The sequence below is a fragment of the Bradyrhizobium sp. S3.7.6 genome, assembly GCF_054061875.1.
Genome location: NZ_JBSSEQ010000001.1, coordinates 6,993,189 through 7,018,761, shown reverse-complemented (window position 1 = coordinate 7,018,761; position 25,573 = coordinate 6,993,189). Strand labels below are relative to the sequence as shown.

The window sequence follows — 25,573 nt, the reverse complement described above, 5'->3', positions numbered from 1 at the left end:
CGCCAGGTTTGCGATAGTGCGATTGTCCCGCCGCAATGTCAGGAGATGTGTAATGCTCGGTGTGAACGACGGGGAGACAATCCCCGCGAAGGAAAGGCCGCAAAGGCCTCAAAGATGGACCGGTGAAGATGCATGGGCGGCTTACCAGCTTCCCTTCAACGATCTGCTCTTCCGTTCACAATCCGTACATCGGGAGCATTTTGACCCAAATCGCGTGCAGTTGAGCCGGCTGCTGAACATCAAGACAGGTGGTTGTCCGGAAGACTGCGGTTACTGCAGCCAGTCGTCGCATCATGCGACCGCTCTTGCAGCCTCCAAGTTGATGGAGGTCGGGAAGATCGTTGCCGAGGCACGCAAGGCAAAAGACAGCGGCGCGACGCGTTATTGCATGGGGGCGGCCTGGCGCAATCCGAAGCCGCGCGACATGGATGCCATTGTCGAGGTCGTCGGAGCCGTGAAGGAGCTCGGGCTCGAGACCTGCATGACGCTCGGCATGCTCGACCGGGATCAGGCCGACCGGCTGAGTGCTGCCGGGCTTGATTACTACAATCACAATATCGATACCTCGGAGCGCTTCTATCCGAGTGTTACCTCCACCCGCACATTCGCCGATCGTCTCGATACGCTGGAGCATGTCCGCGATGCCGGCATGAAAGTGTGCTGCGGCGGAATTCTCGGCATGGGTGAGAGCGAACAGGACCGCGTCGACATGCTGGTCACGCTCGCCAACCTTCCGGAAGCGCCGGAGAGCGTGCCGATCAACATGCTGATCCCGATTCCGGGAACGCCGATGGCGAAGGCGACGCCGATAGGTCCGGTCGAGTTCGTGCGCATTGTCGCGCTGGCGCGTATCATGATGCCGGCCTCTTTCGTGCGACTCTCGGCGGGGCGGTCGGCGATGAGCGACGAGATGCAGGCGCTGTGCTTCTTTGCCGGCGCAAACTCGATCTTTGTCGGCGACACGCTGCTGACGGCGGGCAATCCGCAGGACGAAGCCGATCGAAAGTTGTTCCGCCGGCTCGGACTGGAAGCGCTCTGACCTTTTTGCAAGCCGCTGAGCCTCTTTCCCGATCATGCCCTGGCCGTTAGGTCGTTTGTCCGACGAACAACCCCTCGGCCGCTCTTCGCAGGGCATGATATTGGCTTTGTCGGATCATGGCATAATGCCTCTGTTTTGCCCGACGTGTCAAAAGGCATTTCGTGAAATACGAAATCGTTTATGACCAACAGGTTAGCTACTGTGCATGGGGTTGTTTTTCCATTTTTTAGTCACAGCCGCGACCGCACGGTCTTCTGAAGCAAAAAGGGCCGCCCCTTCGGGCGGCCCTTTCGTCTCGTTCAACGTGGTGCGGCTTACTCAGCGGCCTGCTTCTGCGGCGGCTCGAGCGCGCCGGACTTGTGGATGTCGGCGACCTGGTGATCGCTGAAGCCGAGCACGCTGCGCAGGATCTCGTCGGTGTGCTCGCCGAGCAGCGGGGAGCGCTCCACCTCGCTCGGGCTATCCGACAGCTTGATCGGATTGCCGACCGAGATGTACTTGCCGCGGGTCGGGTGATCGACCTCGACCACGGTGCCGGTCGCGCGCAGCGACTGGTCCTCGGCGATCTCCTTCATCGACAGGATCGGGCCGCAGGGGATGTCGTCCTTGTTGAGGATCTCCATCGCCTCGAATTTCGTCTTGGTCATCGTCCACTGTTCGATGCGGGCGAAGATCTCGTTGAGGCGCGGCAGGCGGACGGCCGGCTTGGCGTAGTTCGGATCGGTCTTCCAGGTGGGCTCGCCGATCACGTCGCAGATCTTCTCCCAGACCGGGGCCTGGGTGATGAAGTAGATGTAGGCGTTGGGATCGGTCTCCCAGCCCTTGCACTTCAGGATGCGGCCGGGCTGACCACCGCCGGAATCGTTGCCGGCGCGCGGCACGGCGTCGCCGAACGGAATGCCTTCGCCGAACTGGCTGTATTCCTTGAGCGGACCATGCGCGAGGCGCTGCTGGTCGCGCAGCTTGACGCGCGCGAGGTTGAGCACGCCGTCCTGCATCGCGGCGGTGACCTTCTGGCCCTTGCCCGAATGCGTGCGCTGATAGAGCGCGGTGACGATGCCGAGCGCCAGGTGCAGGCCGGTGCCGCTGTCGCCGATCTGCGCGCCGGTGACGAGCGGCAGGCCGTCGCGGAAGCCGGTGGTCGAGGCGGCGCCGCCGGTGCACTGCGCGACGTTCTCATAGACCTTGCAGTCTTCGTACGGTCCGGGGCCAAAGCCCTTGATCGAGGCGACGATCATCTTCGGGTTGATCGCCTGGATCTTCTCCCAGGGGAAGCCCATGCGGTCGAGCACGCCGGGGCCGAAGTTTTCGACCAGCACGTCGCACTTCTTGATCAGCTCGGTGAGGACTTCCTTGCCCTTGGGGTTCTTGGTGTCGAGCGTGATCGAGCGCTTGTTGTGGTTGAGCATGGTGAAATACAGGCTGTCCACGTTCGGGATGTCCTGCAGCTGGCCGCGGGTAATGTCGCCCACGCCCGGACGTTCCACCTTGATCACGTCGGCGCCGAACCATGCCAGCAGCTGCGTGCAGGTCGGTCCGGACTGGACGTGGGTGAAGTCGAGAATGCGAACGCCCTTGAGCGCTTTGGTCATCGTGTTGCTCCGTATACTCTGTCTGCCCCCGCAAACCGCAGGGAATTAAGGGTTGAAGGGGAGGACTTACTTTTTCTTCTGCAGAACGCTCTGCGGATTGAGGTTGCCGATGCGGCCGCTCTCCGAGCCCGCGGCCGGATCGATCACCGCGTTGATGAGCGTCGGCTTGCCCGAGGCCATCGCCTCGTTGACGGCGCGCTTGAGCTCGTCGGGCGAGGTGGCATTCACGCCGACGCCGCCGAAGGCTTCCATCATCTTGTCGTAGCGCGCGCCCTTGACGAACACCGTCGTCGCCGGATCGGCGTTGACGCTGTTGACGTCGGTGCCGCGATAGATGCCGTCATTGTTGAAGATGACGACGCAGATCGGAAGGTTGTAGCGGCAGATGGTCTCGACCTCCATGCCGGAGAAGCCGAAGGCCGAGTCGCCTTCCACCGCCAGCACGGGGTGGCCGGTCTCGAGCGCCGCCGCGATCGCCTGGCCCATGCCGATGCCCATCACGCCCCAGGTGCCGACGTCGAGGCGCTTGCGCGGCCTGTACATGTCGATGACGCCGCGGGCGAGGTCGAGCGTGTTGGCGCCCTCGTTGACGAGGATCGCCTCCGGGTGATCCTTGATCACGTTCTTCAGCACGCCGAGCGCGCCGTGATAATCCATCGGCGACTTGTTGTTCATGAGCTTCGGCGCCATCTTGGCGACGTTCTCGTCACGCTTGGACACGATGGCCTTGGTCCATTCGGCCGGCGGCGCGGTCCAACCCGTGCTGATCGCCTGATTGAAGGCCGATACGACCGAGCCGATGTCGCCGACGACGGGCGCGACGATCTCGACGTTGGAGTCCATCTCGCGCGGCTCGATGTCGACCTGGATGAACTTCTTGGGCGCTTCGCCCCAGCTCTTGCCCTTGCCGTGCGAGAGCAGCCAGTTCAGCCGGGCGCCGATCAGCAGCACGACGTCGGATTCTTTCAGCACCGTGGAGCGCGCGGCTCCAGCGCATTGCGGATGCGTGTCGGGGAGGAGGCCCTTGGCCATGCTCATCGGCAGGAACGGCACGCCGCTCTTCTCGACGAACGACTTGATCTCTTCATCGGCCTGCGCGTAGGCCGCGCCCTTGCCGAGGATGATGAGCGGACGTTTTGCGCTCTTGAGCACGTCGAGCGCGCGCTTGATTGACGCGGGCGAGGGGATCTGCGCGGGCGCGGCATCGATCACCTTGACCAGCGACTTCTGGCCGGCATCGGCGTTCATCACCTGGCCGAACAGCTTTGCCGGCAGGTCGAGATAGACGCCGCCCGGACGGCCCGAGACCGCGGCGCGGATGGCGCGGGCGAGACCGATGCCGATGTCCTGGGCGTGCAGCACGCGATAGGCCGCCTTGCACAGCGGCTTGGCGATCGCGAGCTGGTCCATCTCTTCGTAGTCGCCCTGCTGGAGGTCGACGATCTCGCGCTCGGAGGAGCCCGAGATCAGGATCATCGGGTAGCAGTTGGTGGTGGCGTGCGCGAGCGCGGTGAGACCGTTGAGGAAGCCGGGCGCCGACACCGTGAGGCAGACGCCGGGCTTCTTGGTGAGGTAGCCGGCAATGCCCGCGGCGTAGCCGGCGTTCTGCTCGTGGCGGAAGGAGATCACGCGAATACCTTCGGCCTGCGCCATGCGGCCCAAATCCGTGATCGGGATGCCCGGCACATTATAGATGGTGTTGATGCCGTTCAGCTTGAGCGCGTCGATGACGAGATGAAAGCCATCCGTCAATTCCTGCTCGGTGCCCGGTGCTTCGGACTTGGTCGCGGTATTCAGCATGGGCCTTGTCTCCCTGGTCTCATATGCCGTTTTAGGCTTTGTGGGCGAATGGCTCGCCCTTCTGGTGGACGTTGCTAGGTGAACAGTTCTTGACCGTGCGCTTCGACGTAAGCGGCAAGGCCAAGGGTGTGGTCGCGGGCGCGCTTCTCGGCGAGCTCGGTGTCGCGCGCTTCCAGTGCTTCGATCATGCTGAGATGCTCGGGCAGCGAAGTGGCGGTGCGATCCTTGCGTCCGATGGTGAGCTGGCGGTAGCCGCGCACGTGCAGCAGCAGGTCGTTGGTGAGATCGACCAGCACCGGCGATTCCGACAGCGAGATCAGCGCCTGGTGGAAGGCGATGTTGGCGCGCGAATATTCCTCGACGTGATCCTCGGGCAGGCGGTCCTTGCCGAAGTCCTTGAAGTAGTCGCGCAGCGCCGTGATGTCTTTCTTGCGTGCGGTGGTGGTGATCAGGCGGGCCGCCATGCTCTCCAGCGCCGCCCAGGCGCGGATCATGTCGACGATCTCGCTCTTGGTTCTGCGCACCACCATGATGCCGCGGCGCGGAACCGTCTTCACGAAGCCATCCTGCTCAAGCATCGCGATGGCTTCGCGGATCGGGGTGCGGCTCACACCCAGGCGTTCGGACAACGCGCGCTCGTCGAGCATCACCGGCTCGGGCGTCGAGTAGATGTCCATCTTGAGGATGGCTTCCTTCAAGGCGTCATACGCCTTGTTCTTGAAGCTGCTCTCCGGGGCAATACGAACGATTGCGATATCTGCCTCGGTCATGTTCGGCAACGCCTTGGTTGGTTTCCGCAGTGACACGACGAATCTCCTCCAGTGGGAGTCGTCTTTTACAGGATTATTAACGGGAAAGTTTTTGGCATACCACATGCCAGAATGTCAAGCTGGCTATTTTTTGCGGCGTTCTAAGTCATGCAGCAGCTTGACAAGTTGGCTTCTGGCATACCAAATGCCATCGCCAGCCATTTTTGATCCAAAGCGGCGGAGTAATGTGGGCTTTATGCCACTCCGTTCCGCGACATGGAACAGAGCGCGGCGAATGGCAAGCATCACGGGCAGCCGCTACACGCGCGCGCTTTGAAAGAACGAACTGAGGTCAAGGGAGAAGCCATATGTCCAATTCCAAAGATGCCGTCCGCAAAGTGCTCGACCAGGTCAAGGCGGACAACCGCACCAGCCTGACCGCGCCGGAAGGCAAGCTGGTCTGCGACGCCTACGGCATTCCGGTGCCGAAGGAGGGCGTGGCCAGGTCGGCGGGTGAGGCCGGCAAAATGGCCTCCTCGATGGGCTTCCCGGTGGTGATGAAGATCGTCTCGCCGGACATTCTCCACAAGACCGAAGCTGGCGGCGTCATCGTCGGCCTCAAGACGGCCGAGGATGCCGAGAAGGCCTACGAGACCATTCTCTCCAACGCCAAGAAGCACAAGTCCGATGCCAAGATCGAGGGCGTCCAGGTGCAGCAGATGCTGGCCGGCGGCACCGAAGTCATCGTCGGCTCGATCACCGACGGCTCGTTCGGCAAGCTGGTCGCCTTCGGCCTCGGCGGCGTGCTGGTCGAAGTCTTGAAGGACATCACCTTCCGCCTCGCACCCGCGACCAAGGAAGACGCGCTCTCGATGCTCGACGGCATCCAGGCGCATGAGATTTTGAAGGGCGTTCGCGGCGGCGAGGCGGTGAACCGTACTGCGCTCGCCGATGTCATCGTCAAGGTTTCGCAGCTCGTCACCGATTTCCCTGAAATCGTCGAGCTCGATCTCAACCCGGTGTTCGCGACGGCCAAGGACGCGATCGCCGCCGACGTGCGTATCGTCGTCGACTTCGCCTATGTGCCCAAGCCGAAGCCGCGCCCGACCGAAGAGATCGTCGCGGCCATGAGCCGCATCATGCAGCCGAAGGCGGTCGCCGTGGTCGGCGCCTCCGCCGAGGACGGCAAGATCGGCAACTCCGTGATGAAGAACCTCATCAACGGCGGCTACAAGGGCGACATCTATCCGATCCATCCCAAGGCCGCCGAGATCCTCGGCTACAAGGCCTACAAGAGCGTCAAGGACGTTTCGGGTGTGATCGACACGGCCGTGTTCGCGATCCCCGCGAAGTTCGTGGCGGCGGCGCTCACCGAATGCGGCGAGAAGAAAATCCCGGGTGCGGTGCTGATTCCGTCGGGCTTCGCTGAAGCCGGCGCGCCGGAGCTTCAGGCCGAGATCGTCGAGGTCGGCAAGAAGTACGACATCCGCCTGATGGGGCCGAACATTTACGGCTTCTATTATACGCCGGCCAATCTCTGCGCGACCTTCTGCACGGCTTACGACGTCAAGGGCCACGCGGCGCTGTCGTCGCAGTCGGGCGGCATCGGCATGGCCATCATCGGCTTCTCGCGCTCGGCGAAGATGGGCGTCTCGGCGATCGTCGGCCTCGGCAACAAGTCCGATATCGACGAGGACGATCTGCTCGCCTTTTTCGAGCAGGATCCGAACACGAACCTGATCGCCCAGCACTGCGAAGACCTCAAGGACGGCCGCGCCTTCGCGGAAGCCGCCAAGCGCGTCTCCAAGAAGAAGCCGGTCATCGTGCTCAAGGCCGGCCGCACCTCGGCCGGCGCAAAGGCGGCCTCGTCGCATACCGGCGCGCTCGCCGGTAACGACAAGATCTACGAGGACGTCCTGGCGCAGTCCGGCGTGATCCGGGCCCGCTCGCTGCGGCAGCTGCTCGAATTCGCCCGTGGCGTGCCGGTGCTGCCGACGCCGAAGGGCGAGAACGTACTGATCATCACCGGCGCCGGCGGCTCTGGCGTGCTGCTGTCGGACTCCTGCGTCGACAACGGCCTGTCGCTGATGTCGATGCCGCCGGATCTGGATGCGGCCTTCCGCAAGTTCATCCCGCCGTTCGGTGCGGCCGGAAATCCTGTGGATATCACCGGCGGCGAGCCGCCGATCACCTACGTCAACACGGTGAAGCTTGGCCTGTCGGATGAGCGGATCCATTCGCTGATCCTCGGCTACTGGCACACCATCGTCACGCCGCCGATGGTGTTCGCCCGCAACATGGTCGAGGTGAAGAAGGAGATGGAGGCCAAGGGCTTCGTGAAGCCGATCGTCGCCTCGCTCGCCGGCGACGTCGAGGTCGAGGAAGCGGCCGAATATCTCTACCAGAACGGCATCCCGGCCTACGCCTATTCCACCGAGCTGCCGGTCGAGGTGCTCGGCGCCAAGTACAAGTGGGCGCGCGGGGCAGGGCTGCTCTGAGACGACGAAGACGCTTCGGTATGATCCGGAGCGGGTGGTTATTCACCTCTCCCCGCGCGCGGGGAGAGGTCGAATTGCGAAGCAATTCGGGTGAGGGGACTCTCCCCGAGTCTAACTGTCACCGTCCTTGCGGAGACTCCCCCTCACCCTGACCCTCTCCCCGCAAGCGGGAGAGGGAAATAAGAATAGGGCGAGGGAGAACGGTCAGGTCGCGATGAGCAAGAACGTGATCCGGCGCAAATCGCTCGAGCCTCGATCGCCATCGGAGGCCGACCACGACGCGCGCGATGGTGGCGTGCAGTCCGTCGACCGCGCGCTGTCGATCCTCGAAACGCTGGCCGAAGACGACGAAGGCTACCGCCTCAGCGACCTCGCCGTGCGCACCGGCCTGTCGGCCTCGACCGTGCACCGCCTGCTGGCGACGCTGGAGAGCCGCCGCTTCGTGCAGTTCGACCGCGCCCAGTCCAAATGGCATGTCGGCGTGCGCAGCTTCACGGTCGGCGCGAGCTTTGCCCGGCGGCGTAATTTCTCCACGCAGGCGATTCCTTACTTGCGCAAGCTGCGCGATCTCACCCGCGAGACCGCCAATCTCGCTGTCGTCGACGACGAGTTCATCATCGTGCTGACCCGCATGGAGAGCCGCGAGATCATGCGCTCGCTGACCCAGGTCGGCGGCCGCGTCGCCATGGTGACGTCAGGCGTCGGCAAGGCAGTGCTCGCGACTTATTCGGACGAGGACGTCGGCGCGGTCATCCGCCATCACGGCATGCCTCGCCTGACCGAGAAGTCGATCGTGCGGCCGGGCGATCTGTTCAAGGAGCTCGAGAAGATCCGCAAGCAGGGTTTTGCGCTCGACGATGAAGAAGCTTGTATGGGCCTGCGCTGTATTGCCGCAGTGGTCTACAACGACTGCGCCGAGCCGCTCGCGGCGATTTCCGTCTCGGGCATGACCAGCCGCCTGACCGACGACAGATTGCCGGAAATCGGCCAAATCGTGCGCGAAGTCGCCGGCGAATTGACCGTCGCGCTCGGCGGGGTGATGCCGAAGTCTGGCTAACAAGGAACCGGGCCTGTCGCTGGACAGCATCGGCCGTTTTGGCTGATATGCGACCAAACGACACAATGCGGCAACCGATCAACGACGTCCGCACGAGCCCGGAGAATACCCTCATGTTTCAATTTCCCGCGCGCCTTGTCGGCGCAGCCGTCGCGTTGACCCTTGCGGCAGCTACGCCGGCCTTCGCCCAGCCGCTGGAGCTCAAGCTGATGGCGCCGGCGGCCCCGGGCGGGGGCTGGGACCAGACCGCGCGCTCGATGCAGCAGGCGCTGGTTGCCGCGGGCGTCGCGCGCAGCGTGCAGGTCACCAACGTTCCCGGCGCCGGCGGCAGCATCGGCATCGCGCAGTTCGTCAACGGCGCCAAGGGCGATGGCAACCAGCTGATGGTCAACGGCTTCGTCATGGTGGGCGCGCTCGCCATGAACAAATCGCCTGTCACGCTCGAGCAGGTGACGCCGATCGCACGCCTCACCGAGGAAATCCAGGTGATCGTGGTGCCGGCGAATTCGCCGATCAAGACCGCGCAGGATCTCGCCGCCGCGGTGAAAGCCGATATCGCCAAGGTGACCTTCGCCGGCGGCTCGGCCGGCGGCGTCGACCATGTCATGGCCGCGTTGTTCGCGGGCGCAGTCGGCGCCGACGCGAAGAAGATCAACTACATCCCGTTCTCCGGCGGCGGCGAATCGCTGGCGGCAATCCTCGGCGGCAAGGTCACCGCGGGCATTTCGGGGCTGAGCGAATATGACGGGCAGATCAAGTCCGGCAAGCTGCGCGCGATCGGCGTGACCTCGGAGAAGCGCATCGCGGGCAGCGACATCCCGACCTTTAGGGAGCAAGGCATCGACCTCGTGATCGCCAATTGGCGTTCGGTGGTCGCGCCTCCCGGCATCACGCCGGAGCAGCGCAAGACGCTGAGCGATGCGGTCGAGAAGATGGTGAAGTCGGACGCCTGGAAGGAGATCCTCAAGCAGAAGGGCTGGGAGGATGCCTATCTCGGCGGCGACGCCTTCGCCGACTTCCTGAAGAAGGAAACCGTGCGCGTCACCGACGTGCTGAAATCGGTCGGCCTGGTCAAGTCATGACCTCAGGCGATCCCGCCCAGCCGCGGCGCGTCGATCGCGCCGGCATCGTCATCGCTGTATTGCTCGCAGGTCTCGCCGCGGTGCTGGTCTGGGACGCGCGCGGGCTGCAATCCACTGCGATGTACGGGATGGGACCGGAGGCGATGCCGGTCGTGGTCGCCACCGGCCTTGGGCTGCTCGCGATCGGAAATTTCATCGACGCGCTACGCGGCAATCTGCCGGTGCGCGAGAGCGCCGATCCCGTGCCTGTGATTCTGATCCTGGTTGGCCTTGCGCTCCTCATTGCCATCATCGGCTTCGGCGGCGGCTTCATCCTGGCGACGTCAGCGCTGTTCGTGACGACGTCGGCAGCTTTCGGGCGCCGTGCCATCCTCGTCGACAGCATCATTGCCCTCGTGATGTCGACCCTCATCTATCTCGCGTTCGACCGGCTGTTGACGCTGAGCCTTCCGACCGGCCCGCTGGAGCGACTGCTGTGATGGACACCTTTGCCGCGCTGGCCCACGGCATGGCGGTCGCCGTCCAGCCGATGAACCTGCTCTATGCGCTGATCGGCGTGTTCCTCGGTACGGCCGTCGGCGTGCTACCCGGCATCGGCCCGGCCCTGACGGTCGCGCTGCTGCTGCCGGTGACCTACAAGCTCGACCCCGGCGGCTCGCTGATCATGTTTGCCGGCATCTATTATGGCGGCATGTATGGCGGATCGACCACCGCGATCCTGATCAACACGCCCGGCGAGAGTGCCTCGATGGCGACCGCGCTCGAAGGCAACAAGATGGCCAAGGCCGGCCGCGGCGGGCCGGCGCTTGCGACATCCGCGATCGGCTCCTTCGTCGCCGGCACCATCGCCACCATCGGGCTCGCGTTCCTCGCGCCGTGGCTGGTCGATTTCGCCGTGCGCTTCGGCCCCGAGGACTATTTCGCGCTGATGTGCGTCGCCTTCGTCACTGTGTCGGCGACCTTCGGCGATTCTCCGATCCGCGGCCTGACCAGCTTGTTCATCGGCCTGACGCTCGGCCTCGTCGGCATCGACAAGCTGACGGGGCAGGCGCGGCTTGCCTTCGGCGTCCCCGAGCTGCTCGACGGCGTCGAGGTGACCACGCTTGCGGTCGGTCTGTTCGCGGTGGGCGAGGCGCTCTACGTCGCATCGCGCCGCCACCACACCGAGGAAAAGCTCGAGCCGGTGCGCGGCTCGCTGTGGATGACCAAGGAAGACTGGAGGCGCTCGTGGAAGCCGTGGCTGCGCGGCACCATGTTCGGCTTCCCGATCGGCGCGCTGCCCGCGGGCGGCGCGGAGATTCCGACCTTTCTGTCCTATTCCACCGAGAAGCGGCTCACAAAACATCCGGAAGAATTCGGCAAGGGCGCGATCGAAGGCGTCGCGGGACCGGAGGCCGCCAACAACGCCTCCGCCGCCGGCACGCTGGTGCCGCTGCTCACGCTGGGATTGCCGACCTCGGCGACGGCCGCGATGATGCTGGCGGGGTTCCAGCAGTACGGCCTCAACCCGGGGCCGCTACTGTTTGCCGAGCGGCCTGACCTCGTGTGGGGCCTGATCGCCAGTCTCTTCATCGCCAATTGCATGTTGCTGGTGCTCAATCTGCCGCTGGTCGGACTGTGGGTGCGGTTGCTCGCGATCCCGCAGCCTTGGCTTTATGCCGGCATTCTCGTGTTCGCGACCATGGGCACCATCGCCGCAAAGCCCTCGGTGGTCGAATTGTCGATGCTGGCCGGCTTCGGCGTGCTCGGTTTCCTGATGCGCCGGTTCGACTTTCCGATCGCGCCCGTCGTCGTCGGCCTGATCCTCGGTCCGATCGCCGAGAGCCAGCTGCGCCGTGCGCTCGCGATCAGCCTCGGCGATCCCATGACGTTGCTCCAGAGCCCGATCTCGGCGACGCTGCTCGGCATCGCGCTGGTTGCGCTGCTGGCCCCGTTCGTGCTGAAGGGGATGGGGCGCTTCAAGGCGAACGAGGACTAGCCGTCCCGGCGCGAGCGTCCTCTAATGCTGCGTCCAGCTCGTTGAGGAAACGCCATGCCGTCGGAACTTCGCTCGCCCCGTCTCGCCGTCCTGATCGATGCCGACAACGCCTCTGCGAAGATCGCGGATGGGCTGTTCGAGGAGATTGCCAAGATCGGCGAGGCCAGCGTCCGCCGCATCTATGGCGACTTCTCCAATGCACGGTCCAGGGGCTGGGCCGACATTCTGTCGAAGCACGCCATCATCCCGCAGCAGCAATTCGCCTATACGACGGGAAAGAATGCCTCCGACATAACCCTGGTGATCGACGCCATGGACCTGCTTCACAGCGGCCGGTTCGACGGCTTCTGCCTGGTCTCCTCCGACAGCGACTTTACCCGTCTGGCCGCCCGCATCCGTGAGCAGGGCGTCGACGTGTTCGGGTTCGGCGAGCAGAAGACGCCGGAGAGCTTCAGGCAGGCCTGCCGAAGGTTCGTCTACACCGAGAACCTGGTCTCCGTCCCGGCGACCACCCAGGATGCCGCCTCAAGATCGACGTCGCTTCAGCCGCCCGATGCAGCCACGCCCATCATCAAGAAGGTCATCACCCAGATGGAGAGCGAAGACGGCTGGGTCGCGCTCGGCGAAGTCGGCCGGCAGCTCGCCAATCTGGCGTCCGATTTCGATCCGAGAACGTTCGGGTTCCGCAAGCTGAGTGACCTCGTACGCAAGACGAATTCGTTTGAGATCGATGAGCCAAAGGGCCGGTCGATGCGAATTCGCGTGAAGCCCGCTGCCGCCGCACCGCCGAGAAGGCGGAACCCGCGCAGGCCCGCAAGGGCGGGGACGACGGGCAGTTCGGCGCCTAAGGCGTAAGCAGGGTCTGCCGTTATATTTGCGCTTGCCCGCTATAGCGCAGGGCGTAACCATCGCTGGGCCGTAACGCCACGCGAGGGTCCCGATGACCAGACTTACCCGCTTCGCCGTCGCACCGCTGCATTCGATGACCCGGTGTCTGGCCGATGTCGCCTCCGCGCGCGTCGCACCGGATCTCGTGGTCACGGGGGCCCGGGTGCTTTCGACCTATTCCGAGCGCATCCATCCCGGTCGGGAGGTCTGGATCACCGGTGGCCGCGTCGCAGCGGTGAAACCGGCCGGGGCGGCGAAGAAGGTCTGGGGCGGGGTGCCACTTTACGACGCCGCCGGCGGCATCATCGCGCCGGGGCTGGTCGATCCGCACATCCACATCGAATCCTCCATGGTGACGGCCTGCGCCTATGCCGAGGCTGCGCTCCTCAACGGCACCACCACGATCTTCTGCGACAGCCACGAGATCGGCAACGTCATGGATGTCGCCGGTGTCGAGGCGATGCTGGAGGACGCGCGCGAGGCGCCGCTCTCGATCTTTTTGACGGTGCCGAGCACGGTGCCGGCCACGTCGGCGGAACTGGAGACCGCGGGCGGCGACCTCACGCCGGACAAGATCGCCGGCCTGTTCGACCGCTGGCCCGAAGCGGTCGCGCTCGGCGAGAAGATGGATTTCGTGCCTGTCACGATGGGCGACGAGCGCAGTCATGCCATCCTTGCCGCTGCCTTGAAGCGGGGACGGCCGGTGTCCGGACACGTTTACGGCCGTGAATTCGTCGCGGCCTATGCGGCGTCCGGCGTCACCGACACCCATGAGGCGATCGATCGCGACATCGCCGACGATCTGCTCGACGCCGGCGTCTGGGTTTTTCTGCGCGGCGGTCCGCCGACCACGCCCTGGCACTCGCTGCCGCAGGCGATCCGCACCATCACCGAGCTCGGTGCGTCGCACAAGCGTACGGCCGTGTGCACCGACGACCGTGATGCCGACGATCTTCTGCTGTTCGGTCTCGACTGGGTGGTGCGCGAGGCCGTAAAGGCCGGCATGTCGCCCGAACAGGCCTGGTCGATGGGCTCGCTGCATGGCGCCACACGCTTCGGCATGGAGGGCGATATCGGCGGGCTCGGCGGCGGCCGCCGCGCCGATCTCGTGCTGATGGACGATCAGCTCAGACCGCAATGCACCTGGTATGGCGGCGAGCTGGTGGTCGAGCACGGCAAGATTACGCCGCGGCTCGATCAGGCGCTGTCGCAACGCTATCAATATCCGAAGGCGGCCTATGCGACCGTAAAGCTTCCGGAGAAGGTCAAGCTGACGCCGGAATTGCCGGCGAAGGCGTGTACCGTCAATGCCATCAAGACCGCGCTGCCGGGCATTACGCTGATCCATGAGAAGGTCGCGATCGAGCCGACAAAGGATTGGCCGTCGCTGTTTGAGCGCTACGGCCTGTGCTTCGTCACGGTGGTCGAGCGCCACGGCAAGTCGGCCGGCAATGTCGCTTACGGCGTGCTGAAGGATTTCGGCCTGAAGCGCGGGGCGGTCGCCTCCAGCGTCGGGCACGACAGCCACAACATCATCGTCGCCGGCACCAACGAGGGCGACATGCAGGCGGCGATATCAGCCATCAAGGCGGAGCAGGGCGGTGTTTGCGTCGTCGCCGACGGCAAGGTGAGGGCGCTGGTTCCGCTGCCGATCGCCGGCCTGCTCTCCGACAGACGGGTCACCGAGGTCGCCGAAGCGGTCAAGGTGCTGAAGAAGGAATGGGCGGAAGCCGGCTGCACCATCCCCTACATGGGCTTCAATTTGATTCCGCTATCGGTCATTCCGGAAATTCGCATCACCGACAAGGGTCTCGTGCTGGTGCCGCAGATGGAGCTGGCGCCGCTGTTCGAGTGAGCGGCTTTCACGCCGATGTCGATCTAACCGTTTGAGACCGCCACGGTTTTTCCGCGGCTGCCGCATCGTGGAAAATAAAATCGATCTCGTTGAGATCGCATCTTGCACGCCTGATGATCGCACTCGCTGACGCAACTCAAGCGAGGTCCGATATGGCGAAGATGCGAGCCGTCGATGCTGCCGTGCGAATTCTGGAAAAGGAAGGCATCTCGACTGCCTTCGGCGTTCCCGGGGCCGCGATCAATCCGCTGTACTCGGCGCTGAAGAAGCGCGGGTCGATCCGCCACATTCTCGCGCGCCATGTCGAGGGCGCCTCGCATATGGCCGAGGGCTATACGCGGGCGAAGGCCGGCAATATCGGCGTCTGCATCGGCACGTCGGGTCCGGCCGGCACCGACATGATTACCGGGCTATATTCGGCGATCGCCGATTCCATTCCGATCCTCTGTATCACCGGGCAGGCGCCGCGCGCACGGCTCTACAAGGAGGACTTCCAGGCCGTCGACATCGAGTCGATTGCAAAGCCCGTGACCAAATGGGCTGTGACCGTGCGCGAGCCGGCGCTGGTGCCGCGTGTGTTCAGCCAGGCCTTTCACATCATGCGCTCGGGCCGGCCGGGTCCGGTGCTGATCGACATGCCGCTCGACGTGCAGGTCGCCGAGATCGAGTTCGACGACGAGACCTATGAGCCGCTGTCGGTCTACAAGCCCACCGCGACGCGCAAGCAGGTCGAGAAGGCGCTGGAGATGCTCAATGCCGCCGAGCGCCCGCTGATCGTCGCCGGTGGTGGTATCATCAACGCCGACGCCTCGGACCTGCTGGTGGAATTCGCCGAGATCGCCAACGTGCCGGTCGTGCCGACGCTGATGGCGTGGGGTGCGATCCCCGACGACCACGTGCTGATGGCCGGCATGGTCGGCCTTCAGACCAGCCACCGCTATGGCAATGCGACCATGCTGGAATCCGACTTCGTACTCGGCATCGGCAACCGCTGGGCCAACCGTCACACCGGCTCGGTCGAGACCTACACCAAGGGCCGCACCTTCGTGCATGTCGACATCGAGCCGACCCAGATCGGGCGCGTTTTCAATCCCGATCTCGGCATCGTCTCGGACGCCAAGGCCGCGCTCGAGCTCTTCGTCACCGTCGCCAGGGAGTGGCGTCGGTCAGGCAGGCTCCGCGAGCGCCAGGCGTGGCCCGCGGCCTGCCGCGATCGCAAGAAGACGATGCTGCGCAAGAGCCATTTCGACAACGTCCCGATCAAGCCGCAGCGCGTCTATGAGGAGATGAACAAGGCCTTCGGCCGCGACACCACCTATGTCACCGTGATCGGCTTGTCGCAGATCGCAGGCGCGCAGTTCTTGGGCGTCTACAAGCCGCGCAACTGGATCAATGCCGGGCAAGCCGGCCCGCTCGGCTGGACGCTGCCTGCCGCGCTCGGGGTGCGTGCGGCATGCCCGGATCGCGAGATCGTCGCGCTGTCCGGCGATTACGACTTCCAGTTCCTGATCGAGGAGCTCGCGGTCGGCGCGCAGTTCAATCTGCCCTACATCCACGTCGTCGTGAACAATTCCTATCTCGGCCTGATCCGCCAGGCCCAGCGCGGCTTCGACATGGATTATCACGTCCAGCTCTCCTTCGAGAACGTCAACGCACCGGAGCTCGGTGGCTACGGCGTCGACCATGTCGCGGTCGCCGAAGGCCTCGGCTGCAAGGCGATCCGCGTCACCGATCCCAAGGATACGCAGGCGGCGTTTGCGACCGCGCGTGAACTGATGGCGAAGCACCGCGTGCCCGTCGTGGTCGAGTTCATTCTCGAACGCGTCACCAACATCGCGATGGGCACGGAGATCGACAACATCGTCGAGTTCGAGGAGGTGCTGGATCTGCCGCTCGACGAGGTCGAGACCAAGCGGCCCGGCGTGCTGCAGCCGGCGGAATAGGGGAGAGCATCATGCCGAAATTTGCCGCCAACCTCACCATGCTCTTCAACGAGATGCCGTTTCCCGACCGCTTTGCCGCGGCGAAAGCGGCGGGCTTCTCCGGGGTCGAGTATCTCTTCCCGTACGATTTCGACAAGGCGCTGCTGCGCGAGCAGCTCGAAGCTCACGGGCTGACGCAGGTGCTGCACAACCTTCCCGCGGGCAACTGGGCAGCGGGCGAGCGCGGCATCGCGATCCTGCCCGATCGCGTCAGTGAATTTCGCGACGGCGTGTTCCGGGCCATCGACTACGCCAAGGCGCTCGATTGCGAGCAGCTCAACTGCCTCGTCGGCATCGCGCCTGCCGATGCCGACCCGCGCGAGCTCAACGAAACGCTGGTTGGCAACCTTCGCTTTGCCGCCTCGACGCTGGCGCGCGAGAACATCAAGCTCCTGGTCGAGCCGATCAACACGCTCGACATTCCCGGCTTCTACCTCAACGGCACCGAGCAGGCGGTTCAGCTGATCTCCGAGGTGCGGTCGAACAATCTGTTCATCCAGTACGACATCTACCACATGCAGATCATGGAGGGCGATCTCGCCCGGACCATGCAGGAATATCTCCCGCAGATCGCCCATATCCAGCTCGCCGACAATCCCGGTCGCCATGAGCCCGGCACCGGTGAGATCAACTACCCCTTCCTGTTCCGCCACCTCGACGCGATCGGCTATCGCGGCTGGATCGGCTGCGAATACAAGCCGCGCACCACGACGCTGGAAGGCCTGTCCTGGCACGCCGCGCAGACATTTGAGACCTGAGGAAACGTAGACATGATCGACATCGGCTTCATCGGACTTGGCACCATGGGACGGCCGATGGCCGGCCACCTTCTGGCCGCGGGCCATCGCGTGCTCCTGCATGACGTCGCGCCGGTCGCGCCTGAGCTGATTTCCGCGGGCGGCATCGCCTGCAAATCGGCGAAGGAAGTCGCGGAGGAGGCGGATGCGGTCATCATCATGGTGCCCGACACCCCGCACGTGGAGGCGGTGCTGTTCGGCAAGGACGGCGTCGCGAGCGGCATCTCCAAGGGCAAGATCGTCGTCGACATGAGCTCGATCTCGCCGCTGGCGACCAAGGAGTTCGCGAAGAAGATCGAGGCGCTCGGCGCGGACTATCTCGACGCGCCGGTGTCGGGCGGGGAGGTCGGGGCGAAAGCAGCGAGCCTCACCATCATGGTCGGCGGCCCGGAGCGGGCCTTTGGCACCATGAAGGCGATCTTCGACAAGATGGGCAAGAACGTCACGCATGTCGGCGCCAATGGCGATGGCCAGACGACGAAGGTCGCCAACCAGATCATCGTCGCACTGACGATTGAGGCGGTGAGCGAAGCGCTGCTGTTCGCATCCAAGGCGGGGGCCAATCCCGTTCTCGTGCGCAAGGCGTTGATGGGCGGTTTTGCATCGTCGCGGATTCTCGAAGTGCATGGCGAGCGCATGGTGAAGCGCAATTTCGAGCCGGGTTTCCGCATCGAGCTGCACCAGAAGGATCTCAACCTCGCGCTGGAAGGTGCGCGCGCGCTCGGCCTGTCGCTGCCGAGCACGGCATTGGCGCAGCAATTGTTCTCGTCCTGCGCCGCGCATGGCGGCAAGGCCTGGGATCATTCCGCGATGGTGCGGGCACTGGAACTGATGGCGGGACACGAGATCGCCGCAGCGTAAGTGTTACGCAGTAACACTCTCCAGATTTGGCCTGTCTTTCGTCGTGCGGGAACCGGAACAATGGTCCGACCCCGCGGTTGAAGGCGCAGAACAATCACTGGAGAGTGTGGACATGAAGACCCGTCTTGCGATTTCGCTGGCTGCCGTGTCGCTGCTGGCGTCGAGTGCAGCCTTGGCCCAGTCGACGACCGAACAGGGCGCTAGGGACGGCGCGCGTGCGGGTGGCGACATCGGCGGACCGATCGGCGCGATGGTCGGCGGCACCGTTGGTGCGGCCGTCGGCGCCGGTCTCGAAATTCCGAATGCCGTGCTCGGCGGAATCCCGCGCGACGATTCCGTCGTGATCCACGAGCGCGTCATCGTCGGCGAGCCGCTGCCCCCGACCGTGGTGCTGCGCCCCGTGCCGAACTACACCGAGTATCGCTACGCGGTCGTGAACGATCGCCGCGTCATCGTCGAACCGCGCACGCGCCGCGTCGTCAAGATCATCGACTGATCGATCAGAGCGTGAAGGCTTTGAAGAGCCGGGCCCTGCGGAGCGTCACTCCGCGGGGCCCTAGTTCGTCAGGGCCGAATTGGCGCGGAAGCGCGCCATGATCCAATCGGTGACGGCGGCGAGCGCAAAGCCGATGCAGGCGGTGCCGGCATCGACAAGAAAATCGTCCAGCCGTGCATGCCGTCCCGGTGCCCAGAACTGCATCAGCTCGAGCACGCCGATCAGGACCACCGCGACGGCCGCGACAGCCCAGCGGCGATTCCGGTAGGCGAGGCCGAAGGCCAGTCCGACCAGGATGAAGGCGAGGGCGTGCTCGCCGTCCTGGCCGAGATCGGAATGGGGCCGCAGGCCGGGCGGGCCGAGGGTTGCGAAAGTGACGGCGGCCGCGAGCAGCCAGGCAAAAAAGCGAATAAAAATGGGCATCCGGTGCCGATAGCACGGATTTGCAACGGCCTGTTGCGGGGCAGGGATCAGATCGCCGTGTAGTTAATGACGAAACGTTAAAGTGGCTCGCGCACGCCGAGGCCGTGCATGAAGCGTTCCCGGATCTGAACGGGATCCCTGCGGGTGGTACCCACGCCCGGCTTGTCGTCGATGCGGACCGCGATCAGGCTCGGCTCGGAGGCGGACAGGGCCTCGTCGACCAGCCGCTCGAAATCCTCCTCGTCCGCGGCCCAGGCGCTGTTGGCAAGTCCCGAGCCGGAGGCGATCGCGACGATGTCAGCCACACTCGCGGCCGGCGTCGGCTGCGCACCGGTGATCTGGTAGATGCCGTTGTCCATCACGATCATGATGAGGTTCTTCGGCCTCAACGCCGCAATCGTCGCGAGCGCGCCGAGCTGCATCAGCAGCGAGCCGTCGCCTTCGAGCGCGAAGACTCGGCGATCGGGCTGGGCCAGCGCGACGCCTAATGCGATCGGGAAAGCCAGCCCCATGCTGCCGAGCATGTAGAAGTTCTGCGGGCGATGGCCGGCGGCCCAGAGATCGAAATTGGTGTTGCCGATGCCGCCGATCACCGCTTCCTCGTGCTTGAGCCTGGCGATCAGGCGCGAGGTGACATCGAAGCGGTTCATGACCTTGGTGTTGCGGTTGTCCAAATCTGTGCTCATTCTGGCCGGCCTCACTTGTCGAAAACCTTGCCGCCGGTGAGCAGCGGGTTGAGGATCAGCGCCACCGGCGCCTGCGTGGTCACGGCCTGCTTGATCGAGCGGTCGGCGATGAATTCGAGCTCGTCGAGCCGGGTGATGGTGTGGTGCTCCAGCGCGAGTGAATCCAGCACCGGGCGCATGGTCCGGCAGACCAGCGATTGCCCGTAATTGAACTCGCCAAGCGTGCCGCGCTCGGAGACGAACATGATCAGCGGGATCTGGTAGGGCACCGCGAGCGAGGCCAGCACGTTGGCGAGCGTGGCGAAGCCGGAGGTCTGCATCAGCACCGCGCCGCGCCGTCCGCCCATCCAGGCGCCGGAGACGATGCCGACGGCCTCTTCCTCGCGGGCGGTGGCAAAGGTGGTGAAGAAGGGGTCGGCGTGCAGGTTCTTGATCAGCGGCGTCAGCACGCGGTCGGGCACGTAAGGGATCAGGCTGATCTCGTTCCGCTTCAGGGTCTGCAGGACGATGCCGTGCCAGCTCCTGTCGCTGACGCCTTGTGCCGCCTGGGGCGAGGTCTGCTGTTCCGCAAGCGCCATTGCGTTCTCCCTTGAGCCGCGCATGCTTCTTGGTTCTGGTCGTCGCGGCGGTCTGCCGAACTTGACGCAGGCAGCGGGATTGTCAACATGTCCGGGCCAGCACCGTGATCTGCGCCAGACGGCCTGCCGTGGCCGGCACCGCCATGTCATAAGCGGCGATAATGCAAAAACGGGAGGAACGCATGGACGGAGCGCGGGGTGCGCTGGCCTTGCGGGTCTCCTTGAGAGAGCCGGAAGGGTCCTGATGTCCGTCAATAGCAAGCGCGTCTTCTACGTCAAATACCTGGCCAATCCGATCTATATCGACATCCTGAAGGCGCGGTCCGACGTCCGGCTCGATCGCATCGAGAACGAGAGCCCCGAAGATTTCTACGCCCCGATCCTGAACGCGGCGCATGTTTACCAGATCGGCGCCGCCCGCGACGAGCTTGCTCCGCATTTCCATGTCGATGCCGCCTTCCTGAAGCGCACGCCGAACCTGTTGCTGGTCTCCAGCAATGGCGCGGGCTTCGACCCTGTCGACGTCGAGGCCTGCACCGATGCGGGCGTGCTGGTCGTCAACCAGTCCGGTGGCAACGCGCATTCCGTCGCCGAGCATGCGCTGGCGATGATGCTGACGCTGTCCAAGCGCATCATCCAGTCCGACCGCAAGCTCCGCAGGGAGGCCAACGTCAACCGCAACGAGCTCGTCGGCAACGAGGTCGAGCACAAGACCGTGGGCATCATCGGCCTCGGCAATGTCGGCCGCCGCATTGCCGCGCTGTGCAAGGGCCTGCTCGGCATGACGGTGCTGGCCTATGACCCGTATTTGTCGGCCGAGGTGATGGCCGAGCGGGGCGGGGAGAAGGTCGAGCTCGACGAGCTGCTGCGCCGCGCCGATTTCGTCTCGATCTCCTGTCCGCTCGACAAGAAAAGCCGCAACATGATCAGCACGCGCGAATTCGCGCTGATGCAGCCGCACGCCTATTTCATCACCACGGCGCGCGGCTTCATCCACGACGAGGATGCGCTGCTCCAGGCGCTCCGCGACAAGCGCATTGCCGGTGCCGGCCTCGACGTCTGGTCGAAGGAGCCGCCGCCGCCCGAGCATCCGCTGCTCCAGTTCGACAACGTGCTGGCGAGCCCGCACACCGCAGGCGTGACGATCGAGGCGCGCCAGAACATGGGCCGCATCGCCGCCGAGCAGGTGCTGGACACGCTCGACGGCAAACGCCCGCCGCGCATCATCAATCCCGAGGTCTGGCCGCGCTACGCCGAGCGCTTCAAGCAGGCGTTCGGCGTGACGCCGGGGTAGGAACGTGCGAACCCCGATCGCGCTCCGATCGTTGGTTACGAGGATGCAAATAGAAAGCTGCGGATTTTACTGATGGCGTGAATGAACGCGTATCACTTGTCCTGTAGTTGAAAGTCCATGAGCATATTTTCGATTGCGACATCAGGACTTTCCGCGGCGAGTTTGCGTGTGAACGTGGCCGCGAGCAACATCGCCAATGTGCGCACGACCGGCCCGCTACCCGCTTCAAGCGGATCGAGCACATCGGCCGGTGCGGGCGGCTCGAGCATTGGCCCGACATTTCCAGCGGCCTATGTGCCGTTGCGCGTCGATCAGGTCTCCCAATCGAGCGGCTCGACGCCAGGCGGTACGGTCGCGACCGTGTCGACGGTTTCGCCGAGCTATGCCGCACAATCCGACCCCAGCGCTCCCTTCGCAAACGAGGACGGCCTGGTCGCCGCGCCGAACGTCGATCTCGCCAGCGAGTTCGTTCAAATGGCGGCCGCCAAGTACAGCTTCATCGCCAATGCGAAGGTCATTCAAGCCTACGCCGAGACAGAACAGACCCTCCTCGATATCAAGACGTGATCGCTGACGGATTGTATCGACGCCTGCGTTGGCGACGGGAACCGTCACCGATCTTGATCCGCGTCAAAATCTCCTTTCCCGGTTCAGGCTAAATGGGATTAAAGTGCCGCCGGGGCACGCTGGCGCAGGCAGGAGGTCCCATGTCAACTTATGTCGTCAGGTTCATGAAGGACGTGCTCGGCCAGTACGGCCGGCAGATCGAGGTTTGCCAGGGCACGCTCGAAATCGACGCCACCGACGAGGACGAAGCAAGGGAGCGGGCGAAGGCGCGGTTTTGCAAGGACCAGGCGCTGCATCACTGGTCGCTGCATGCCGACCGGATCCAGGTCAAGCCGGCTGACTTTCCCTCGTAAGGTTTAACGGCCCGGTGCCGGTAGCGTCGGCGGAGCGGTGACGCCCGCGCCGAGCGATCGCTGCACCATGACGGTGTCCGACCAGCGGCCGTGGCGATAGGCGACGCCGCAGAGCAGGCCGGCGCGCGCGAAGCCGAATTTTTCGTGCAGCGCCAGCGAGGGCGCGTTGTCGGCATCGATATAGCCGATCATCTGGCGGAAGCCGGCCGCCGCGCACGCATCGATCATTCCCTGGAGCAGCAGCCGTCCGACGCCGCGACCAAGATGCTCGTGGTGGACGTAGATCGAGTGCTTGGCGGTGTAGCGGTAGGCCGGGCGCTTGCGGAACAGCACGGCATAGGCATAGCCGACCACCTCGCCGCGATAGGTCGCGACCAGATGCGGCAGGCGGGTCTGCTTCAGGTTCTTGCGGCGGTCGCGCAGATCGTCCGGTTCGGGCGCGCCGGTTCCCTCGACATCGCGCGGCACCCCATTGCGGACGTGATGGCGGTAGATCGCCAGCATCGCCTCGACATCGCTCTCCCGTGAGGGGCGGACCAGAACCGGTTCGTCATCTGTACGCGCAATCGCTGTTTCGTTCATCGGCACCTACTCGGCAACGACGTAAGTATAGAGGCCGATGCGGCCCTGTGCATCGATCTCCTTGTAGACGCCTTGGATTTCCACATCGAACCCCGGGAACGTGTTGAAGCAGGTTTCGAACATCTTGAGATAATCCACCATGGGCTTGGCCCGCTCCGTCAGCCGTTCGCCGGGCACGATGGTGGCGATGCCGGGCGGGTAGACCACGAAGGGCGTGGTGGCGATGCGGCCCGCGATCGCCTCGATCGGCAAATAGTCGACGTCGTTCTTGAACAGATAGCGCGCGGCATCGCGGGGCGACATCGCGATCTCGGGCATGTGCTCGGGCATGAACTGCCGGGCCTGGAGGGCGCTGACATCGGCGGCGCGGAAGAAGCGGTGCATCTCGCCGCAGAGATCGCGCAGCCGCACACCGGCATAGCGCGCCTGACGCCGCTGGTAAAATTCGGGGATGACGTCGGCCAGCAACGCGTTGTCGTCATGCAGCCTTTTGAATGCGACAAGCCCGGAGATCAGCGTGCCGGCCTTGCTCGCCTCGACGCCGGGGGTGAGCAGGAAGAGCAGGGAGTTGAGGTCGTTCTTCTCAGGGACGATGCGGTTTTCGCGCAAATACTGCGCGACCACAGGCGCGGGAATGCCGTGCTCGGCATAGGCGCCGGTGGTGCGATCGAAGCCGGGCGTCAGCAGCGTCAGCTTGTTCGGGTCGGTCATGGCAAAGCCTTCCGCAAGGTCCGGGAAGCCGTGCCAGTTGGTATCCGGCGAGAGCTGCCACAGCGCGGGGTTGGTGGCGAGCTCGTCGGTGGAGAGGGTCTCCCAGGCGACGTTGTGCGCGGCGCCGGGGCGGCTGACGTCGGGAATGGTGACGCGATCGGGAACAAAGGGCTCGAAGAACCAGCGGCGATCCGGATTTTGCTCCTTCTCCTCGAACTCCCGGCGCATGGCGCGGATCTTCTTGCGCAGCTCGATGCCGAGCCGGATCGTGTCGTCCCACAGCACCTCGCCCGAGCGGCCCTTCATCATCTGCGCGCCGACGTCGAGGGAGGCGAACAGCGGGTAGAACGGCGAGGTCGAGGCGTGCTGCATGAAGCTCTCGTTGAAGCGGCGGTGTTCGACGCGCCGCTTCTGGCCGCGGATATGGCGGTCCTTGATGTGGATTTGGGAGGCCTGCGAGAAGCTTGCGAGCTGCTTGTGGGTGGATTGCGTCGCGATGATGCCGGGCGCTTCGGGAGAAAGGTTCGCCAGCCCCATGGCAAAGCGGCCGGCATAGAGCGGGTGGAACTTCATGAAGCCGGCCCAGGCCTCGTCGAACAGGATGTATTCGCAGAGATGGCCGATGCGCTTCAGGATCATCTCGGCGCTGTGGATCGAGCCGTCATAGGTGCACTGCTCGACGACGGCGACGCGGAACGGCCGCTCCTTGCGCCAGGCGTCCTTGTCCGTCACCAGCGGATGGTTCCGGATCGCCTCGCGCAGGGCCTTTTCGTCGAGCATGTCCCAGCGCATCGGGCCGATCAGGCCCCAGGCATTGCGGATGGTCGGCACGTAGATCGGGATGCCGCCATTGATCATCAGCGCGCCGTGATGGGCGGCCTTGTGATTGTTGCGGTCGAACAGCACGAGGTCGCCGTCGGTGACGAGGGCGCCGAGCGCGACCTTGTTCGAGGTCGAGGTGCCGTTGAGCACGAAATAGGTCTTTTCCGCACCAAAAATCTGGGCGGCTTCCTTCTGCGCCCTCAGCGCGGGACCCTCATGGGTGAGGAGGTCGCCGAGGTCGAGCACGGAATTGTCGAGGTCGTCGCGGAACACGGATTCGCCGAGATGCTCGACGAAGACCCGGCCGATCGGACTGCGGTTGTAGAACACGCCGCCATTGTGACCCGGACAGGTCCAGAGCTGGTTGCCTTCCTCGGCGTAGTCGACCAGCGCGCCGAAGAACGGCGTCTTCAGCGTCTCGGCATATTGCTTGAGCCGGCTGATCAAATTCTTGGCGATGAAGGTCGGCGTCTCCTCGGAGAGGAAGACATAGCCGTCGATGAAGTCGAGCACCTCGACCGGCAAATCCTCGAAGCGCTTGCGCCGGATCAGGAGGATGATCGGGAAGTCGAGGCCGCGGCGCCGCATCAGGTTGATCAGCGCCGAGGTCTTCCCCTCGAGGCCCTTCTTGCCCCAGTCCACCACCATGCAGCCGATCGCGGCGTCGGTCTGTACCGCGATCTCCGCGTCCTCCAGTCTGCGGGCCCTCACGACCTCGAAGCCGGAGCGCTGGATCTCCTCGATAATCTGGTTGAAGCGGATGCCTTCCAGATCGTCGGCGTCGAACACAGGTGCGGCGAACAGGAAGTTGAAGCGCTTGAAATAATCCATGGTGTGTCCCGAATCTACAGAGACTGGCAGGTCTCTGCACTTTCGATGACAG

At 64.4% G+C, this 25,573-nt stretch carries 23 protein-coding genes; 15 read left to right on the top strand and 8 right to left on the bottom strand.

Annotated features, from left to right (window positions below):
• Positions 1–52 precede the first annotated feature (52 nt).
• Positions 53–1,039: a biotin synthase BioB gene (bioB, locus tag ACVJ5M_RS34230; RefSeq protein WP_166105922.1), complete on the top strand. Its 987-nt coding sequence runs from the start codon at positions 53–55 to the stop codon at positions 1,037–1,039.
• Between the two features lie 314 nt (positions 1,040–1,353).
• On the opposite strand, the gene frc is transcribed toward bioB, so the two are convergent.
• The 3 genes from frc to ACVJ5M_RS34215 all read right to left on the bottom strand — a co-directional run bounded on the left by frc (position 1,354) and on the right by ACVJ5M_RS34215 (position 5,201).
• Positions 1,354–2,631, bottom strand: coding sequence for a formyl-CoA transferase (frc, locus tag ACVJ5M_RS34225; protein ID WP_063984521.1), 1,278 nt, complete (start codon positions 2,629–2,631; stop codon positions 1,354–1,356).
• A gap of 66 nt (positions 2,632–2,697) precedes the next feature.
• Entirely contained in the window at positions 2,698–4,431 is a 1,734-nt protein-coding gene (oxc, locus tag ACVJ5M_RS34220) for an oxalyl-CoA decarboxylase (RefSeq protein ID WP_063984520.1), read from the bottom strand.
• Between the two features lie 74 nt (positions 4,432–4,505).
• Complete coding sequence (locus ACVJ5M_RS34215) at positions 4,506–5,201, bottom strand: GntR family transcriptional regulator (protein ID WP_166105920.1); 696 nt, start codon at positions 5,199–5,201, stop codon at positions 4,506–4,508.
• 347 nt (positions 5,202–5,548) lie between these two features.
• On the opposite strand from ACVJ5M_RS34215, the gene ACVJ5M_RS34210 reads away from it, so the two are divergent.
• The 11 genes from ACVJ5M_RS34210 (at position 5,549) to ACVJ5M_RS34160 (ending at position 18,674) form a co-directional block, all read left to right on the top strand.
• Positions 5,549–7,678 (top strand): acetate--CoA ligase family protein, encoded by a 2,130-nt coding sequence (locus ACVJ5M_RS34210; RefSeq protein WP_063984518.1) that lies wholly within the window; start codon positions 5,549–5,551, stop codon positions 7,676–7,678.
• Positions 7,679–7,892: 214 nt separating this feature from the next.
• Positions 7,893–8,735, top strand: a complete 843-nt coding sequence (locus ACVJ5M_RS34205; RefSeq protein WP_063984517.1) for an IclR family transcriptional regulator — start codon at positions 7,893–7,895, stop codon at positions 8,733–8,735.
• A 113-nt stretch (positions 8,736–8,848) separates the two neighbouring features.
• On the top strand, positions 8,849–9,817 hold the full coding sequence (locus ACVJ5M_RS34200; RefSeq protein ID WP_063986542.1) for a Bug family tripartite tricarboxylate transporter substrate binding protein: 969 nt from the start codon (positions 8,849–8,851) through the stop codon (positions 9,815–9,817).
• On the top strand, positions 9,814–10,296 hold the full coding sequence (locus tag ACVJ5M_RS34195; RefSeq protein WP_063984516.1) for a tripartite tricarboxylate transporter TctB family protein: 483 nt from the start codon (positions 9,814–9,816) through the stop codon (positions 10,294–10,296). Before ACVJ5M_RS34200 ends, ACVJ5M_RS34195 begins: the two co-directional genes overlap by 4 nt.
• Positions 10,296–11,795 carry a tripartite tricarboxylate transporter permease gene (locus tag ACVJ5M_RS34190; RefSeq protein ID WP_063984515.1) on the top strand — a complete coding sequence of 500 codons (1,500 nt, stop codon included), beginning with the start codon at positions 10,296–10,298 and terminating at the stop codon, positions 11,793–11,795. Before ACVJ5M_RS34195 ends, ACVJ5M_RS34190 begins: the two co-directional genes overlap by 1 nt.
• A gap of 54 nt (positions 11,796–11,849) precedes the next feature.
• Positions 11,850–12,650 carry an NYN domain-containing protein gene (locus tag ACVJ5M_RS34185; RefSeq protein ID WP_028150272.1) on the top strand — a complete coding sequence of 267 codons (801 nt, stop codon included), beginning with the start codon at positions 11,850–11,852 and terminating at the stop codon, positions 12,648–12,650.
• An 85-nt stretch (positions 12,651–12,735) separates the two neighbouring features.
• Positions 12,736–14,538, top strand: coding sequence for an adenine deaminase C-terminal domain-containing protein (locus tag ACVJ5M_RS34180; RefSeq protein WP_063984514.1), 1,803 nt, complete (start codon positions 12,736–12,738; stop codon positions 14,536–14,538).
• A gap of 152 nt (positions 14,539–14,690) precedes the next feature.
• Entirely contained in the window at positions 14,691–16,481 is a 1,791-nt protein-coding gene (gene gcl / locus ACVJ5M_RS34175) for a glyoxylate carboligase (protein ID WP_063984513.1), read from the top strand.
• Positions 16,482–16,492: 11 nt separating this feature from the next.
• The gene (gene hyi / locus ACVJ5M_RS34170) at positions 16,493–17,278 is read left to right on the top strand and encodes a hydroxypyruvate isomerase (RefSeq protein WP_063984512.1); all 786 of its coding nucleotides are present in this window, start codon (positions 16,493–16,495) and stop codon (positions 17,276–17,278) included.
• Positions 17,279–17,290: 12 nt separating this feature from the next.
• Positions 17,291–18,178: a 2-hydroxy-3-oxopropionate reductase gene (locus ACVJ5M_RS34165; RefSeq protein ID WP_063984511.1), complete on the top strand. Its 888-nt coding sequence runs from the start codon at positions 17,291–17,293 to the stop codon at positions 18,176–18,178.
• Positions 18,179–18,290: 112 nt separating this feature from the next.
• On the top strand, positions 18,291–18,674 hold the full coding sequence (locus ACVJ5M_RS34160; RefSeq protein ID WP_063984510.1) for a DUF1236 domain-containing protein: 384 nt from the start codon (positions 18,291–18,293) through the stop codon (positions 18,672–18,674).
• A 60-nt stretch (positions 18,675–18,734) separates the two neighbouring features.
• On the opposite strand, the gene ACVJ5M_RS34155 is transcribed toward ACVJ5M_RS34160, so the two are convergent.
• The 3 genes from ACVJ5M_RS34155 to ACVJ5M_RS34145 form a co-directional block, all read right to left on the bottom strand.
• On the bottom strand, positions 18,735–19,097 hold the full coding sequence (locus tag ACVJ5M_RS34155) for a VanZ family protein (protein WP_063984509.1): 363 nt from the start codon (positions 19,095–19,097) through the stop codon (positions 18,735–18,737).
• Positions 19,098–19,174: 77 nt separating this feature from the next.
• Complete coding sequence (locus tag ACVJ5M_RS34150; protein WP_063984508.1) at positions 19,175–19,783, bottom strand: thiamine pyrophosphate-dependent enzyme; 609 nt, start codon at positions 19,781–19,783, stop codon at positions 19,175–19,177.
• An 11-nt stretch (positions 19,784–19,794) separates the two neighbouring features.
• Positions 19,795–20,361, bottom strand: coding sequence for a decarboxylase (locus ACVJ5M_RS34145; RefSeq protein ID WP_354099357.1), 567 nt, complete (start codon positions 20,359–20,361; stop codon positions 19,795–19,797).
• 244 nt (positions 20,362–20,605) lie between these two features.
• On the opposite strand from ACVJ5M_RS34145, the gene ACVJ5M_RS34140 reads away from it, so the two are divergent.
• From ACVJ5M_RS34140 to ACVJ5M_RS34130, 3 genes are all read left to right on the top strand, one after another.
• Positions 20,606–21,655: a hydroxyacid dehydrogenase gene (locus ACVJ5M_RS34140; RefSeq protein ID WP_063984507.1), complete on the top strand. Its 1,050-nt coding sequence runs from the start codon at positions 20,606–20,608 to the stop codon at positions 21,653–21,655.
• Positions 21,656–21,772: 117 nt separating this feature from the next.
• Positions 21,773–22,222 (top strand): flagellar basal body rod protein FlgC, encoded by a 450-nt coding sequence (locus ACVJ5M_RS34135; protein WP_063984506.1) that lies wholly within the window; start codon positions 21,773–21,775, stop codon positions 22,220–22,222.
• Positions 22,223–22,362: 140 nt separating this feature from the next.
• Positions 22,363–22,575, top strand: a complete 213-nt coding sequence (locus ACVJ5M_RS34130; RefSeq protein ID WP_028150282.1) for a hypothetical protein — start codon at positions 22,363–22,365, stop codon at positions 22,573–22,575.
• Between the two features lie 3 nt (positions 22,576–22,578).
• On the opposite strand, the gene ACVJ5M_RS34125 is transcribed toward ACVJ5M_RS34130, so the two are convergent.
• Both ACVJ5M_RS34125 and ACVJ5M_RS34120 read right to left on the bottom strand, forming a co-directional pair.
• A complete protein-coding gene (locus tag ACVJ5M_RS34125) occupies positions 22,579–23,157 on the bottom strand; it encodes a GNAT family N-acetyltransferase (RefSeq protein WP_014496638.1) in 579 nt (192 codons plus the stop codon).
• A gap of 6 nt (positions 23,158–23,163) precedes the next feature.
• Positions 23,164–25,521, bottom strand: a complete 2,358-nt coding sequence (locus tag ACVJ5M_RS34120; protein WP_283018566.1) for an Orn/Lys/Arg family decarboxylase — start codon at positions 25,519–25,521, stop codon at positions 23,164–23,166.
• Between the last annotated feature and the right edge of the window lie 52 nt (positions 25,522–25,573).

What these genes read in the sequence shown, in the direction of transcription:
- bioB (WP_166105922.1), top strand. Translation starts at nt 53, where the DNA reads ATGCTCGGTGTGAACGACGGGGAGACAATCCCCGCGAAGGAAAGGCCG.
- frc (WP_063984521.1), bottom strand. Translation starts at nt 2,631, where the DNA reads ATGACCAAAGCGCTCAAGGGCGTTCGCATTCTCGACTTCACCCACGTC.
- oxc (WP_063984520.1), bottom strand. Translation starts at nt 4,431, where the DNA reads ATGCTGAATACCGCGACCAAGTCCGAAGCACCGGGCACCGAGCAGGAA.
- ACVJ5M_RS34215 (WP_166105920.1), bottom strand. Translation starts at nt 5,201, where the DNA reads ATGACCGAGGCAGATATCGCAATCGTTCGTATTGCCCCGGAGAGCAGC.
- ACVJ5M_RS34210 (WP_063984518.1), top strand. Translation starts at nt 5,549, where the DNA reads ATGTCCAATTCCAAAGATGCCGTCCGCAAAGTGCTCGACCAGGTCAAG.
- ACVJ5M_RS34205 (WP_063984517.1), top strand. Translation starts at nt 7,893, where the DNA reads ATGAGCAAGAACGTGATCCGGCGCAAATCGCTCGAGCCTCGATCGCCA.
- ACVJ5M_RS34200 (WP_063986542.1), top strand. Translation starts at nt 8,849, where the DNA reads ATGTTTCAATTTCCCGCGCGCCTTGTCGGCGCAGCCGTCGCGTTGACC.
- ACVJ5M_RS34195 (WP_063984516.1), top strand. Translation starts at nt 9,814, where the DNA reads ATGACCTCAGGCGATCCCGCCCAGCCGCGGCGCGTCGATCGCGCCGGC.
- ACVJ5M_RS34190 (WP_063984515.1), top strand. Translation starts at nt 10,296, where the DNA reads ATGGACACCTTTGCCGCGCTGGCCCACGGCATGGCGGTCGCCGTCCAG.
- ACVJ5M_RS34185 (WP_028150272.1), top strand. Translation starts at nt 11,850, where the DNA reads ATGCCGTCGGAACTTCGCTCGCCCCGTCTCGCCGTCCTGATCGATGCC.
- ACVJ5M_RS34180 (WP_063984514.1), top strand. Translation starts at nt 12,736, where the DNA reads ATGACCAGACTTACCCGCTTCGCCGTCGCACCGCTGCATTCGATGACC.
- gcl (WP_063984513.1), top strand. Translation starts at nt 14,691, where the DNA reads ATGGCGAAGATGCGAGCCGTCGATGCTGCCGTGCGAATTCTGGAAAAG.
- hyi (WP_063984512.1), top strand. Translation starts at nt 16,493, where the DNA reads ATGCCGAAATTTGCCGCCAACCTCACCATGCTCTTCAACGAGATGCCG.
- ACVJ5M_RS34165 (WP_063984511.1), top strand. Translation starts at nt 17,291, where the DNA reads ATGATCGACATCGGCTTCATCGGACTTGGCACCATGGGACGGCCGATG.
- ACVJ5M_RS34160 (WP_063984510.1), top strand. Translation starts at nt 18,291, where the DNA reads ATGAAGACCCGTCTTGCGATTTCGCTGGCTGCCGTGTCGCTGCTGGCG.
- ACVJ5M_RS34155 (WP_063984509.1), bottom strand. Translation starts at nt 19,097, where the DNA reads ATGCCCATTTTTATTCGCTTTTTTGCCTGGCTGCTCGCGGCCGCCGTC.
- ACVJ5M_RS34150 (WP_063984508.1), bottom strand. Translation starts at nt 19,783, where the DNA reads ATGAGCACAGATTTGGACAACCGCAACACCAAGGTCATGAACCGCTTC.
- ACVJ5M_RS34145 (WP_354099357.1), bottom strand. Translation starts at nt 20,361, where the DNA reads ATGGCGCTTGCGGAACAGCAGACCTCGCCCCAGGCGGCACAAGGCGTC.
- ACVJ5M_RS34140 (WP_063984507.1), top strand. Translation starts at nt 20,606, where the DNA reads ATGTCCGTCAATAGCAAGCGCGTCTTCTACGTCAAATACCTGGCCAAT.
- ACVJ5M_RS34135 (WP_063984506.1), top strand. Translation starts at nt 21,773, where the DNA reads ATGAGCATATTTTCGATTGCGACATCAGGACTTTCCGCGGCGAGTTTG.
- ACVJ5M_RS34130 (WP_028150282.1), top strand. Translation starts at nt 22,363, where the DNA reads ATGTCAACTTATGTCGTCAGGTTCATGAAGGACGTGCTCGGCCAGTAC.
- ACVJ5M_RS34125 (WP_014496638.1), bottom strand. Translation starts at nt 23,157, where the DNA reads ATGAACGAAACAGCGATTGCGCGTACAGATGACGAACCGGTTCTGGTC.
- ACVJ5M_RS34120 (WP_283018566.1), bottom strand. Translation starts at nt 25,521, where the DNA reads ATGGATTATTTCAAGCGCTTCAACTTCCTGTTCGCCGCACCTGTGTTC.